The organism is Neotabrizicola paludis, from assembly GCF_044142105.1.
GTDB lineage: Bacteria > Pseudomonadota > Alphaproteobacteria > Rhodobacterales > Rhodobacteraceae > Pseudogemmobacter.
Map to the genome: position 1 here is coordinate 125,871 of NZ_JBGTYM010000005.1, position 12,409 is coordinate 138,279.

A 12,409-nucleotide genomic window follows, 5' to 3' on the forward strand; every position below is an offset into this window, starting at 1 on the left:
GCCCGATGGATGCCACGCGGCGGGTTTCGGCGGTCCTCGGGCCGACGAACACCGGCAAGACCCATCATGCGATCGAACGCATGCTGATGCACCGGACGGGCGTCATCGGCCTGCCTTTGCGCCTGCTTGCACGCGAGGTCTATGACCGCGTCGTCGCGAAAGTCGGGCCTTCGGTCGTGGCGCTGGTCACGGGCGAGGAACGCATCGTCCCCGACCGCACCCAGTATTGGGTCTGCACCACCGAGGCGATGCCCCTGGACATCGGCGCCGATTTCGTCTGCGTCGACGAGATCCAGCTTTGCGCCGATCCCGACCGGGGCCATGTCTTCACCGACCGGCTGCTGCGCGCGCGCGGCTTGAACGAAACCCTGTTCCTGGGCGCCGAATCGATGCGGGGCGCCATCGCGGGCCTCGTGCCGCACCACACCTATGTCAAACGCGACCGCTTTTCGACGCTCTCCTACGCCGGGTCCAAGAAGCTCAGCCGGATGCCGCCGCGCTCGGCCATCGTCGGCTTCTCGGTCGAGAATGTCTATGCCATCGCTGAGCTGATCCGGCGGCAAAAGGGCGGCTGCGCCGTGGTCATGGGAGCGCTGTCGCCCCGCACCCGCAACGCCCAGGTCGCGCTCTATCAGGAAGGCGAGGTCGATTACCTCGTCGCCACCGATGCCATCGGCATGGGGCTGAACCTCGACATCAAGCATGTCGCCTTCTCCTCGACCGCGAAATTCGACGGCCGCCGGATGCGCCACCTGACGTCGCAGGAAATCGCCCAGATCGCGGGCCGGGCCGGGCGCCACACCGAAGACGGCACCTTCGGCGTGACCGGCGAGGCACGGCCCTTCGACGAAGATATGGTCGAAGCGATCGAGGGCCATCGCTTCGCGCCGGTCAAGAAGCTCATGTGGCGCAACAGCGATCTCGATTTCGGATCGGCCGAACGCCTGATCCGCTCGCTCGAGGCGCCGACTTCTGACGAATGGCTGTCGCGTGCCCGTGACGCCGATGATGTCATCGCGCTCAAGACCCTGTCCGCGCTGCCCGAGGTGCAAGACCGCCTGACCGGACCGAAACGGGTGCAGCTTCTTTGGGATGTCTGCCGCATTCCCGATTTCCGCTCGGCCTCCGAATCCGAACATGCCCATCTCCTGACCCGCATCTTCGAATTCCTCTGCGGACGCGGCATTGGCGGCGGGCGGATTCCCACCGATTGGCTGGCCGAGCGCATCGCCCAGATCGACAAGACCGATGGCGGCATCGACACTTTGTCCAAGCGGCTCGCCTATATCCGCACCTGGACATATGTCGCGCAGCGCAAGGGCTGGGTCGATGACGAAGCCCATTGGCGAGACGAGACGCGCGCTGTAGAAGACCGCCTGTCAGACGCATTGCACGCGGCACTGACACAACGCTTTGTCGACCGGCGCACATCCGTGCTTCTGCGCCGGTTGAAACAGAAGGAGGACCTCGTGGCCGAGGTAAACGACAAGGGCGAAGTCACCGTCGAGGGCGAATTCGCCGGGAAGCTGGAAGGCTTCCGTTTCCAGCAGGACGTGACCGGCTCACCCGATGCCGCCCGCACCCTGCGTCAGGCCGCGATGGCCGCGCTGCGCCCCGAACTGTCGCTGCGCGCCGACCGCTTCTACAACGCGCCCGACACAGAGATGGATTTCACCGAACAGGGTGGCCTGATGTGGGGCAGTTCGGCGGTGGGCAAACTGGTGAAGGGCGCCGATCCGCTGCGCCCCGGCGTCGAGCCCTTCGTCGATGAAGAGGCGGGCGAGGATGTGACCGAAAAGGTTCGCCGCCGCCTGCAACATTTCATCGACCGCAAGGTGGCGGCGCTGTACGAGCCGCTGCTGGCCATGGGCCGCGACGAAACGCTGACCGGCCTCGCCCGCGGCTTTGCCTTCCGCCTGACCGAAGCCCTGGGCGTCCTGCCGCGCGACGGCGTGGCGCAAGAAGTGAAGGAACTGGATCAGGAGGCCCGCGGCGCACTGCGCAAGCATGGCATCCGCTTCGGCCAGTTCACCGTCTTCCTGCCCGCTTTGCTGAAGCCCGCGCCCACAAGGCTGCGGCTGGTTCTATGGTCGCTGTGGAATGGCTTGTCGGAATTCCCCGAAAGCCCGCCCCCCGGCCTGGTCACCATCCCGAACATCGCCGAAGTGCCCAAGCAGCATTACACGCTGTCGGGCTATCACCCGGCGGGCACCCGCGCGATCCGCATCGACATGCTGGAACGTCTGGCCGATATCCTGCGCACCCGCGACAGCCGCGCCGGCTTCGAAGCCACGCCCGACATGCTGTCGATCACCGGCATGACGCTGGACCAGTTCGCCGACCTGATGGGCGGGCTGGGCTACAAGGGTGAAAAGGCCGAACGGCCCAAGGCAAAACCCGCCGAGACCGCCGCCGCCCCTGCGGCCGACGCCGCCGCCGTGGATGCGGCCATCCAGGCCGCCATCGCCGCGGGCCAGCCGATCCCGGAAGAGGTCTCGCTCCTCGCCCCCGCGCCCGAGCCTGAACCGGCCCCCGTCGAGACCGAAGCGGCCGCGGGTGAAGACGCGGGCAGCGACGCGCCCGTCGCCGAGGCCGCCCCGGTCGAGATGGAGGCCTATTACACCTTCACCTGGGCGCCCAAGCCGCGCTTCCAGCGCCCCGAGCGTGGCCCCCGCCCCGAAGGCCAGGGCCGCCGTGAGCGCCCACAAGGCGACCGTCCGCAGGGCGAACGGCGCGACCGTCCGCAAGGCGACCGCCCCCGTGGCGAACGCCCGCAGGGCGACCGTCCGCAAGGCAAGCCGCAGAGCAAACCCCATGGCAAGCCGCAGGGCAAGCGCGACGACCGCAAGGACGGCCCGCGCGATCACACCAAGGGCGGCGAGCGCAAATATGAGGCCCGCCCGCCCCGCGCCGAGAAGCCCATCGACCCCGACAACCCCTTCGCGGCCCTGCTGGCGCTGAAGGGCAAGGTCTGACCCGCGCGGCGCCTGCCCCATGTCCACACCGGGACGGCTCCGCATCGACAAATGGCTCTGGCAAGCGCGCTTTTGCAAATCGCGCAGCCTGGCGGCCGAACTGGTCGAGACCGGCCATCTGCGGGTGAACGGCCAGCCCATCTCCAAGCCCGGGCGCGAAATCGCGCCCGGCGACACCCTGACCTTCCCGCAGGGCGGGCGGATCAGGCTGATCCGCGTCACCGCCCTTGGCCTGCGCCGCGGCCCCGCGACCGAAGCACAGACGCTGTATCTTGACCTCGACGCGCCACCTGCGACCCCCGACCCGCTTGAATGATCCGCGCGCAGGGGCTAACAGGCGCAAGAGCCATGAACCAAGCCGGTTAATCCCATGACCTATGTCGTCATCGACAACTGCATCGCCTGCAAATACACCGATTGCGTCGAGGTCTGCCCCGTGGACTGTTTCTACGAGGGCGAGAACATGCTGGTGATCCATCCCGACGAATGCATCGATTGCGGCGTCTGCGAACCGGAATGCCCCGCCGATGCGATCCGCCCGGATACCGAGCCGGACATGGAGGACTGGGTCGAGTTCAACCGGAAATATTCGGTGCAATGGCCGGTCATCACCCAGAAGAAAGACCCGCTGCCGGGCTATGAAGAGCGCGATGGCGAAACCGGCAAGCGCGAGAAGTATTTCTCCGAGGCCCCCGGCGCCGGCGACTGAGCCCCGCGCGGCCGCTCACGATTCGGGCACAGCGCATCAGCGAATCGTGTAAACCCCCGAAAACCGGCGGAATCGCTGGGGTAACCTGTTGTTTCCGACCCCGCACCGACCCCCGCGACAGTTGGAATCGGGGTGATTCTGTGTTATGTTCCTTTTACAGACAAACATGGACCCCTGCCCTCTGATCCCCCGCTGCTTGCCCGGGACAGATATTCTCGTGACAATCCTGCCGCTTCGCCGCTGGGCCTTGCCAGCGGGGGCGGCATCTGTCGCGAAAATGGGCCGACCCGAGGAAAGACTGAATGACCAAGTCGAAGAAGCCTGACTTCCGCCCCAACGAATTCGTGGTCTATCCGGCCCATGGCGTCGGCAAGATCATCTCGATCGAGGATCAGGAAATCGCCGGCCACAAGCTTGAGCTGTTCGTCATCACCTTCGAGAAGGACAAGATGACGCTGCGCGTTCCCACCCACAAGGCGACCGAGATCGGCATGCGCGCCCTTTCGGCCCCCGATGTGGTCACCAAGGCGCTGGACACGCTGAAGGGCAAGGCCAAGGTCAAGCGGGCGATGTGGTCGCGCCGCGCCCAGGAATATGAACAGAAGATCAATTCGGGCGACCTGATGGCGATCGCCGAGGTGGTCCGCGACCTGCACCGCAGCGACGACCAGCGCGAGCAAAGCTATTCCGAGCGTCAGCTTTACGAAGCCGCGCTGGAACGCCTGACCCGCGAAGTCGCGGCTGTTGCGGGCACGGATGAGGCGGGCGCGCAGAAGAAGGTGGACGAGGTCCTCCTGTCGCGCGCGGCCTGAAGCTCTGACCCGTTGGATTAAGGAAACGGCGGTCCCCCGGGGCCGCCGTTTTCATTTCACCGGCCGAGCTTGATGCTGCGGTCAATCGCCATGGATCGGGGCGTCTCGCCAAACTCGGACATCGCCTCCGGATCAGCGCCCGCCTCGATCAGCGCCGCGATGGTCCTGCCATCTCCCCACCGCAGCGCGACATGCAGCGGCGTTTCCGACATGTCGCCGACGGCATTCACATCCGCCCCCGCCGCAATCAGGGTCAGCGCGGCATCCCTGTCGCGACGCCACAGCACGACATGAAGCGGCGTGTCGCCGTTGCAGTCGGTTGTCCTCAGCGCCACGGGGGCCACGCCAAGCTGGGCCGGGAACAGCGCGTCCGAGCAGGAGGCGAGGATTTGGTCCAGCCTGCCCCTGTCCGTGCCGGGTCTTGCCGCCTTGACAGGTTTAGCCATCCGCCCCCCGTCTATCCTGCGAAATACCGCTCCGCCGGAACATATCCCGCCAGCCGCCCCGCCGCGCACCACTCGGCTTCCAGCCCATGTGTGCCCACCAGCAGCACGCCATCCCCCGGCAGCTTGCCCAAAGCCGCGCGGATCGCGGCCCGTGCCGCCCCCCAGGGCGCCAGCGCATAGGGCGCGGCGGAGGCCCCGTCCAGCGCCGGATTGGCCGCCTCCAGCACCCCCGGCGACAGCGGCGCCACCGCAAGGCCCAGCCGCCCCGCCTTCACCGCCGCCAGCTTCCCGGCCACCGCATCCGGCGCCACGGGCCGCAGCGCGGTGACGCGCAAGGCATTGGACGAAAACAGGAAGGCCACCACGTCATGCCCGGTCTGCGCCCGGACTCCGGCATAGGTCTTGTAATCCAGCCCCAGTTCCGCCGCCCGCTTCACCCGCAGCCGAACCACCTCGATCGGCAGCGTCGGCAACAGCGCCGCGCGCGCCGCCGTCCAGCAATGCCGCTTCCAGCCGGTCGCCCGCTCCAGCGCGGGTCCGCCATTATGGCCGATCCCGCTCATTCAAACTCCCGCAGCCGCGCCATGTAGCGCGCGACGTAACGCGCCATCGTGTCCACCTCCAGGTTCACCCGGTCGCCCAGCGCCACCTGCCCCCAGGTCGTCACCGCACGGGTATGCGGGATCAGGTTGATGCCGAACTCCAGCCCCTCGACCTCGTTCACCGTCAGCGAAGTGCCGTTCAGCGCGACCGAACCTTTCGAGGCGATATAGGGCGCCAGCGCCTCGGGCGCGCGGAACCGCAGCCGCAGACTGTCGCCTTCCGGCTGCAACCCAACCACCTCGGCCACGCCATCGACATGGCCCGAGACGATATGGCCCCCCAGCTCATCGCCCACTTTCAGCGACCGCTCCAGATTGATCCGCCGCCCAACGGCCCAGCCGCCCAGATTGGTCTTGCCCAGGGTTTCGGCCGAAATCTCGAAATCCATCCAGTCGCGCGCGTTCGCCTTGCCCTTGGCCACCACCGTCAGGCAGACCCCGTCGCAGCAGACCGAAGCGCCGATGTCGATCCCGGCCACGTCATAGGCCGTGCCGATCCGCGCCCGCAGATCGCCGCGCTGTTCCAGCGCCAGCACTTCGCCCATATCCGTCACGATCCCGGTGAACATCCGCCTGCTCCTTCATTGCCGCCTGAACCCAAGCGCAAACCGCCCCCCGACGCAAGAGCGCCCAAGTTTCGCCCTGCGGGCAGGTCACGGTAAACCGATTGGAAAGCATCCCCCCTTCACTCTGGCGCACCGCCCGCGCCATAAGGGGGCAAGGGGCACAGATGCGCATCACGGGACAGGGCAAGACATTCCTTTTCCTCCAGGGACCGCATGGCCCCTGGTTCAGCCGCCTGTCCGCCATGCTGCGCCGGGCAGGCGCCACCACGCTGCGCGTGGGTTTCAACCGGGGCGACCGGGTGTTCTGGTCGGACCGTGCCAGCTTCCTCCCCTTCCAGGGCCGCCCGGAAGACTGGCCCGCCGCCTGTGCGGCGATCCTTGACCAACACGCCGTCACCGACCTTGTGCTTTATGGCGACACGCGCCCGATCCATGCCCAGGCCATCGCCGCCGCCCGCGCCCGCGGCCTGACCGTGCATGTCTTTGAAGAAGGCTATCTGCGGCCCTATTGGGTCACCTATGAGCGCGGCGGATCGAACGGCCATTCCCGGCTGATGGACCTGTCGCTTGCCCAGATGCGCAGCGCCCTGGCCGATACGGATGCCGAGCTGCCCGATGCCCCGGCCCGCTGGGGCGAGATGCGCCAGCACATGGTCTGGGGCGCGCTCTATCACTGGTTCGTGCTGACCGGCTTTCGCGAATTCCGCAATTTCCGCCCCCATCGCAAGCTGACCGTGGCGCAGGAATTCCGGCTCTATCTCCGCCGCCTGCTGCTTCTGCCCTTTCACGCGCTGGAGCGCCGCCTCGCCACCTGGCGCATCCGCTTTGGCGGCTTTCCCTTCCACCTCGCCATCCTTCAACTGGAACATGACGCCAGCTTCCGCGACCATTCGCCCTTCGCGACCATGACCGAATTCCTGGCCTTGGTGACCGAGGGCTTCGCCCGGGGCGCGCCGCCGCATCACCACCTCGTCTTCAAGGCCCATCCGCTTGAAGATGGCCGCGTCGCGGTGAAACAGGAAATCCGCCGCCTCGCCCGCGCGCATGGCATCGCCGACCGGGTCCATTTCGTGCGCGGCGGCAAGCTGGCCCAGCTGCTGAACCAGGCCCGTTCGGCGGTGACGGTGAATTCCACCGCCGGCCAGCAGGTCTTGTGGCGCGGATTGCCGCTCAAGGCCTTTGGCCGCGCGGTCTATTCCAAGCCGGAATTCGTCTCGTCGCAGCCGGTCGAGCAATTCTTCGCCCAGGCCCAGCGCCCCGATATCCGCGCCTATCGCGTTTTCCGCCACTACCTTCTCGAGACCAGTCAGGTCGCTGGCGGCTACTACTCCTCGCGGGGCAGGCGCAGGCTGATGCGACAGGTAGTGGACATGATGCTCGATTCGCAGGACCCCTACGACGCGCTGACCAGCGGAAACGCGGCACCCCGGCAACAGTTGCGACTTGTGACCTGAAGGCCACAAAAGGCTTTGCTTCCAATTTCACCGCGGCTTCCCTAGTGTTGCGGGCAAAACTTGAGGCAAATCCGAAAAGGAGCCCGAGCAGTGAATCAAAGAATGACCCGGAGGGCGGCAGTCCTCTCTCTGCTGGCATCCGTCACCACGGTCGCCGGCTGCGGCCTGCCCCGTCCCGGCCCGAACAAGCGCGAAATCTTCGCGGGCTCCGTGCTGGAACAGGGCGACGCCTTCATCGTCACCGTGAATGCCCGCGTGACCCGCGCCACCTCCGTCCTGCCCTCGCTGGGCTTCTCGGACAGTTTCCGCAAGGCCGGCCTTGTCGGCTCCGACACGCTTTCACCCGGTGACACGCTGGGCATCACCGTCTTCGAGAACGTCAAGGACGACCCGCTTCTGGGCAATACCGGCCAGCGCGTCTCGCAACTCTCCGAAGTGCAGGTCGACGGCCAAGGCTATATCTTCATCCCCTATGCCGGCCGCATCAAGGCCGCGGGCCAGACACCCGAAGGCATCCGCCAGGCGATCACCCGCAAGCTCGACGCCCAGACCCCGGATCCGCAGGTCTCGGTCGCGCGGCTGGCGGGCGACGGCTCCTCGGTCACGCTGTCGGGCATGGTCACCGCCCCCGGCACCTATCCCATCGAACGCCCCACCCGCACCCTCGCTTCGATGCTGGCCAAGGCGGGTGGCGTCGCGATCGACCCCGCCGTCGCCATCGTCCGCGTCACCCGCAACGGCCAGACCGGCAAGGTCTGGCTCAAGGATCTGTGGGAAAACCCCCGGCTCGACATCGCGCTGCGCCCCGGCGACATGATCGTGATCGAACAGGACCAGCGCCGCTTCACCGCCATGGGCGCGACCGGCAGCCAGTCGCTGGTGCCGTTCGAATCCGAAACCCTCTCCGCCATCGAGGCGCTGGCCACCGTCGGCGGATTGCAGACCGCCGCCGCCGATCCGACCGGCGTCTTCGTCTTCCGCAATGAACCGGCCGAGATCGCCAATGTCGTCCTGGGCCGCACCGATCTTCAGGGCGCGCAGCGCATGGTCTATGTGCTCAACCTGACGGCACCGACCGGCATGTTCGAGGCCCGCGATTTCCTGATCCGCGATGGCGACACCGTCTATGTCACCGAAGCGCCCTATGTGCAGTGGAACAAGACGCTTGCAGCCCTGACCGGCGCGACCGCCGCCACATCCGACCTCGCCTCCACCGCCAACAATATCGGCAACTAGGCCGCGCCTTGGCGGTCGAGCGCGATCCGAAAGGCCCGGCCGTCGCGGAAATCCCGCGGCGGCTTTTCCATCAGAACCTCTCCTTCCTGCGCGACGCCCGCCTCAAGCGCATCCTCGCATTGGCCGGGCATGAGCTGCGCTTCGGTCTGCCCGGCCCCGGCGATGGCGTGGCCGTCTGGGGTGCCAGCCCCACCGCCTGGCGCGGCGTAAGGACCGCGGCGCGGGCGGAAGTGCCGCTGGTCCGGCTGGAAGACGCCTTCCTGCGCGCCGTGCGCCCCGGCCGGATGGGCGATGCGCCGCTCGGCCTCCTGATCGACCCTATGGGCCTGCATTTCGATCCGGCCCGCCCGTCGCGTCTCGAGCATATTCTCGCCACCGATCCCTTGGACAATTCCAACATTCTTGCCCGCTCACGCGAGGGGATTGAACGTCTCCGTTACCATAACCTGTCAAAATACAATCTCCACGACCCCGCCTTGCCGCCACCACCACCCGGCTATGTCATGGTGATCGACCAGACCGCCGGCGACGCCTCGCTCCGCGCATCGCGCGCCACGCAGGCGACGTTTGACGAGATGCTCGCCACCGCCCGCGAGGTCCATCCCCGCGCGCGGATCTTGATCAAGATCCATCCCGAAACCGCGCTTGGCCTGCGCCCCGGCCATTACGGCCCGCGCCACGCCACGGCGGGCGTCATGCTGGTCCCCGAAGCGCACAGCCCATGGTCGCTTCTGGACGGCGCGATTGCCGTCTACACCGTCTCGTCGCAGATGGGGTTCGAGGCCATTCTTGCGGGTCACAAACCGCATGTCTGGGGTCAGCCCTTCTATGCCGGCTGGGGTCTGACACAGGATCGCAGCCCGCCGCCGCGCCGGGGCCGCGTGCTGACAAGGCCGCAGCTTTTCGCCGCTGCCATGATCCTCGCACCAACCTGGTACGACCCCTGCCGCGACCGTCTTGCCACATTCGAGCAGGTGCTCGACCAGCTCGAGTCCGAGACGCACGCCTTCCGGGCCGACCGCCGCGGCCATGTTGCAGCAGGGATGCGCCTGTGGAAACGCCCCCGGCTACAAGCCTTCTTCGGCGCCACGAAACCCTTGATCTTCAAGGATGATCCCGAAAAGGCCGCAAAACTTGCCAATGACAAGTCACGCGGATTGCTGCTCTGGGCCGGCAAGGAACCGCCGGGCTTCGCCCCCCCAGCCCTGCGGGTGGAAGACGGCTTCCTGCGCTCGCGTGGCCTGGGTGCCGAACTGGTGCCGCCCCTGTCGCTCGTCACCGATGACAGCGGCATCTACTACGATCCGACCCGTCCATCGCAGTTGGAACGCCTGATCCTTGCCGCTCTGCCCCCCGGCGGCCGCGCCCGCGCGGAACGCCTGCTGGAAAACCTCACCGCCGCCAGCCTGACCAAATACGGTCTCGGCGGCGCCCTGCCCGCCCTGCCTGCCGGGCGTCGCATCCTTGTCCCCGGTCAGGTCGAGGATGACGCTTCGATCCGCCTCGGCTGCGGCGAGATCGCCAGCAATCTCGGGTTGCTCAAAGCGACCTGGGAGGCGAATCCCGAAGCCGTGATCCTGTACAAACCGCATCCCGATGTCGAAGCCGGCCTGCGCCCCGGTGCCGTCCCGCCCGATCAGGTCCGCGCCTATGCCGATGTCATTCTTGACAATGCAAATATGGCGGCGCTCCTGCCCGAGATCGACGAGGTCTGGACGCTGACCTCGCTGACCGGGTTCGAAGCGCTGCTTCGCGGCAAGAAGGTCACCACGCTCGGTGCGCCCTTCTATGCCGGCTGGGGCCTGACCACCGATCTTGGCCCCGTGCCACGCCGCCGCCTGCGGCGCGAGGATGGCAGCCTTCAGCCCCGGCCCGACCTTCTGCATCTGATCCATGCCGCGCTGATCGCCTATCCGCGCTACTGGGACCCGGTCTCGCGCCGCCCCTGCCCGCCCGAAGTCGCGCTGGACCGGCTCGCCACGGGCGCGATCCCGCATCCGGGCCGCCTCAACCGGCTCCTGTCAAAGCTACAGGGCCGGTTCGCCAGCCATGCCGGGCTTTGGCGCTAGCGCCCAGAAGCGCAGCATCAGGCTGGCCCCGGCCGCGACCAGCCCGATCACCAGCCCGAACCACAGCCCCACGCCGCCAAAACCCAGCGGGAAGGCCAGCACATAGCTGGACGGAACGCCGATGACCCAATAGCTCACCGCCGCCAGCACCATCGGCACCTTGGTGTCATGCAACCCGCGCAGCAGGCCCAAGGCCATGACCTGCATCGCATCCGCCAGCTGGAACAGCGCCGCCACCGCCAGAAGCGTCACGCCAAAGGCCAGGATCGCCGCGCTTTCCGGTTTGGTCTCGTCCAGAAAGAGGCCGATCACCGGCTCGGGCAGGGTCACGAAAACCGCGATCACCGCCAGCGCCACCAGGAAAGACAGGCCCAGCGACACCACCGCCGCGTCGCGCAAGCTGCGTGCCTCGCCCTTTTCGGCAAAACCCGCGATGCGGATCGTCGCCGCGCTCGACAGGCCGACATGCACCATGAAGGCCACGGCGGCCGCCTCAAGCGCGATGCCATGCGCCGCAAGCTGCGCCGTGCCGACCCAGCCCATCATCAGCGCGCTGGCCTGGAACAGCCCGCCCTCCGCGATACCGGTCAGCCCGATCGGCCAGCCCAGCCGGAACACCTGCACCAGCGCCGGGGCATCCAGCTTCCAGAAGCGCTGGAAGAGGCGATATTGCTGCAGGCTCGGCAACAGGGCCGCATAAACCGCCAGTCCGATGAAGGACACGACCTGCACCGTCAGCGTCGCCACTGCGGCCCCTGCCGCCCCCATCTCGGGAAAGCCCCAATTGCCGAAGATCAGCGCCCAGTTGATGACGACATTCACCGCCACCGCCGCCAGCGTGACCCACAGCACAACCTGCGTGCGCCCCAGCGCCGCCAGCCAGCTTTGCAGAACCGCGACCCAAAGCGCCGGCACCATGCCCGCGCCCGCGATGCGCAGGTAGTCCTGCGCCAGCCGGGCGACCTCGGGCTCCTGTCCCAAGGCCAGCAACAGCGGCTCCGACCACCAGAAGACCGGATAGATCAGCAGCCCGAACCCCGCCGACAGCCACAGCCCCATCCTGGCATCGCGCCGCACCTGCGCCTCGTCCCCCGCCGCTCGCGCCGCCGCAACCATGGGCAGGATCGCCTTGGCGAATCCCGCGCCCAGGATGAACAGGACGAAAAAGGTCGAGGACCCCAGCACCACCGCCGCCAGCGCGACGACGCCATACCAGCCCACCATCACCGTATCGGTGACGTGCAGCGCCATCTGGGCGAGGCTTGACCCGATCAGGGGCAGCCCCAACGCAAGGGTCGCCCTCGCGTGGGTGGAAAGAGACATCTGCGGCATCATGATTTCCGCCTAATCCTTGGGCAGGAAAAGAACAAGGCCCAGCAAAACAAAACGGCACCCTGAAGCTCAGGGTGCCGTCTGGTCTGATCGATGAAAACTTCGTCCTGAAAACAGACAGTTCTATGTGCAACTTCAACACGAACTGGTTACCGCGATCTCCCGAGTCGCCGCATACCCTATTTGCGGTAGAGGCCCAGAAATCCCG

At 67.1% G+C, this 12,409-nt stretch carries 11 protein-coding genes; 7 read left to right on the top strand and 4 right to left on the bottom strand.

What is annotated here, in order from left to right:
- Nucleotides 1–5: 5 nt before the first annotated feature.
- The 4 genes from ACED67_RS12710 to ACED67_RS12725 all read left to right on the top strand — a co-directional run bounded on the left by ACED67_RS12710 (nt 6) and on the right by ACED67_RS12725 (nt 4,496).
- Entirely contained in the window at nt 6–2,975 is a 2,970-nt protein-coding gene (locus tag ACED67_RS12710; RefSeq protein WP_395542020.1) for a helicase-related protein, read from the top strand.
- 19 nt (nt 2,976–2,994) lie between these two features.
- Nucleotides 2,995–3,291, top strand: coding sequence for an RNA-binding S4 domain-containing protein (locus tag ACED67_RS12715; RefSeq protein ID WP_395542021.1), 297 nt, complete (start codon nt 2,995–2,997; stop codon nt 3,289–3,291).
- A 54-nt stretch (nt 3,292–3,345) separates the two neighbouring features.
- The gene (fdxA, locus tag ACED67_RS12720; RefSeq protein ID WP_395542022.1) at nt 3,346–3,684 is read left to right on the top strand and encodes a ferredoxin FdxA; all 339 of its coding nucleotides are present in this window, start codon (nt 3,346–3,348) and stop codon (nt 3,682–3,684) included.
- A gap of 302 nt (nt 3,685–3,986) precedes the next feature.
- Entirely contained in the window at nt 3,987–4,496 is a 510-nt protein-coding gene (locus ACED67_RS12725) for a CarD family transcriptional regulator (RefSeq protein WP_395542023.1), read from the top strand.
- Nucleotides 4,497–4,552: 56 nt separating this feature from the next.
- Here the strand turns inward: ACED67_RS12725 and ACED67_RS12730 are convergent, their stop codons facing one another.
- The 3 genes from ACED67_RS12730 to ACED67_RS12740 are packed head-to-tail and all read right to left on the bottom strand — an operon-like array spanning nt 4,553 to nt 6,113.
- Nucleotides 4,553–4,942, bottom strand: a complete 390-nt coding sequence (locus ACED67_RS12730; protein WP_395542024.1) for an ankyrin repeat domain-containing protein — start codon at nt 4,940–4,942, stop codon at nt 4,553–4,555.
- Between the two features lie 11 nt (nt 4,943–4,953).
- Nucleotides 4,954–5,505 (bottom strand): hypothetical protein, encoded by a 552-nt coding sequence (locus ACED67_RS12735; protein ID WP_395542025.1) that lies wholly within the window; start codon nt 5,503–5,505, stop codon nt 4,954–4,956.
- On the bottom strand, nt 5,502–6,113 hold the full coding sequence (locus ACED67_RS12740) for a riboflavin synthase (RefSeq protein WP_395542026.1): 612 nt from the start codon (nt 6,111–6,113) through the stop codon (nt 5,502–5,504). Before ACED67_RS12740 ends, ACED67_RS12735 begins: the two co-directional genes overlap by 4 nt.
- A gap of 161 nt (nt 6,114–6,274) precedes the next feature.
- Between ACED67_RS12740 and ACED67_RS12745 the strand changes: the two genes are divergently transcribed.
- The 3 genes from ACED67_RS12745 (at nt 6,275) to ACED67_RS12755 (ending at nt 10,869) form a co-directional block, all read left to right on the top strand.
- Nucleotides 6,275–7,564, top strand: a complete 1,290-nt coding sequence (locus ACED67_RS12745) for a capsule polysaccharide biogenesis protein (protein ID WP_395542027.1) — start codon at nt 6,275–6,277, stop codon at nt 7,562–7,564.
- 102 nt (nt 7,565–7,666) lie between these two features.
- On the top strand, nt 7,667–8,800 hold the full coding sequence (locus ACED67_RS12750; RefSeq protein WP_395542028.1) for a polysaccharide biosynthesis/export family protein: 1,134 nt from the start codon (nt 7,667–7,669) through the stop codon (nt 8,798–8,800).
- A gap of 8 nt (nt 8,801–8,808) precedes the next feature.
- Entirely contained in the window at nt 8,809–10,869 is a 2,061-nt protein-coding gene (locus tag ACED67_RS12755) for a capsule polysaccharide biogenesis protein (RefSeq protein ID WP_395542029.1), read from the top strand.
- On the opposite strand, the gene ACED67_RS12760 is transcribed toward ACED67_RS12755, so the two are convergent.
- Nucleotides 10,828–12,204: an MATE family efflux transporter gene (locus tag ACED67_RS12760; protein WP_395542030.1), complete on the bottom strand. Its 1,377-nt coding sequence runs from the start codon at nt 12,202–12,204 to the stop codon at nt 10,828–10,830. The two genes, ACED67_RS12755 and ACED67_RS12760, sit on opposite strands and share 42 nt — an antisense overlap.
- Nucleotides 12,205–12,409: the final 205 nt, after the last annotated feature.

Bases quoted from the DNA above. Each gene is read 5' to 3' on its own strand.
- ACED67_RS12710 (WP_395542020.1), top strand. From the start codon at position 6: ATGGATGCCACGCGGCGGGTTTCGGCGGTCCTCGGGCCGACGAACACC.
- ACED67_RS12715 (WP_395542021.1), top strand. From the start codon at position 2,995: ATGTCCACACCGGGACGGCTCCGCATCGACAAATGGCTCTGGCAAGCG.
- fdxA (WP_395542022.1), top strand. From the start codon at position 3,346: ATGACCTATGTCGTCATCGACAACTGCATCGCCTGCAAATACACCGAT.
- ACED67_RS12725 (WP_395542023.1), top strand. From the start codon at position 3,987: ATGACCAAGTCGAAGAAGCCTGACTTCCGCCCCAACGAATTCGTGGTC.
- ACED67_RS12730 (WP_395542024.1), bottom strand. From the start codon at position 4,942: ATGGCTAAACCTGTCAAGGCGGCAAGACCCGGCACGGACAGGGGCAGG.
- ACED67_RS12735 (WP_395542025.1), bottom strand. From the start codon at position 5,505: ATGAGCGGGATCGGCCATAATGGCGGACCCGCGCTGGAGCGGGCGACC.
- ACED67_RS12740 (WP_395542026.1), bottom strand. From the start codon at position 6,113: ATGTTCACCGGGATCGTGACGGATATGGGCGAAGTGCTGGCGCTGGAA.
- ACED67_RS12745 (WP_395542027.1), top strand. From the start codon at position 6,275: ATGCGCATCACGGGACAGGGCAAGACATTCCTTTTCCTCCAGGGACCG.
- ACED67_RS12750 (WP_395542028.1), top strand. From the start codon at position 7,667: ATGACCCGGAGGGCGGCAGTCCTCTCTCTGCTGGCATCCGTCACCACG.
- ACED67_RS12760 (WP_395542030.1), bottom strand. From the start codon at position 12,204: ATGATGCCGCAGATGTCTCTTTCCACCCACGCGAGGGCGACCCTTGCG.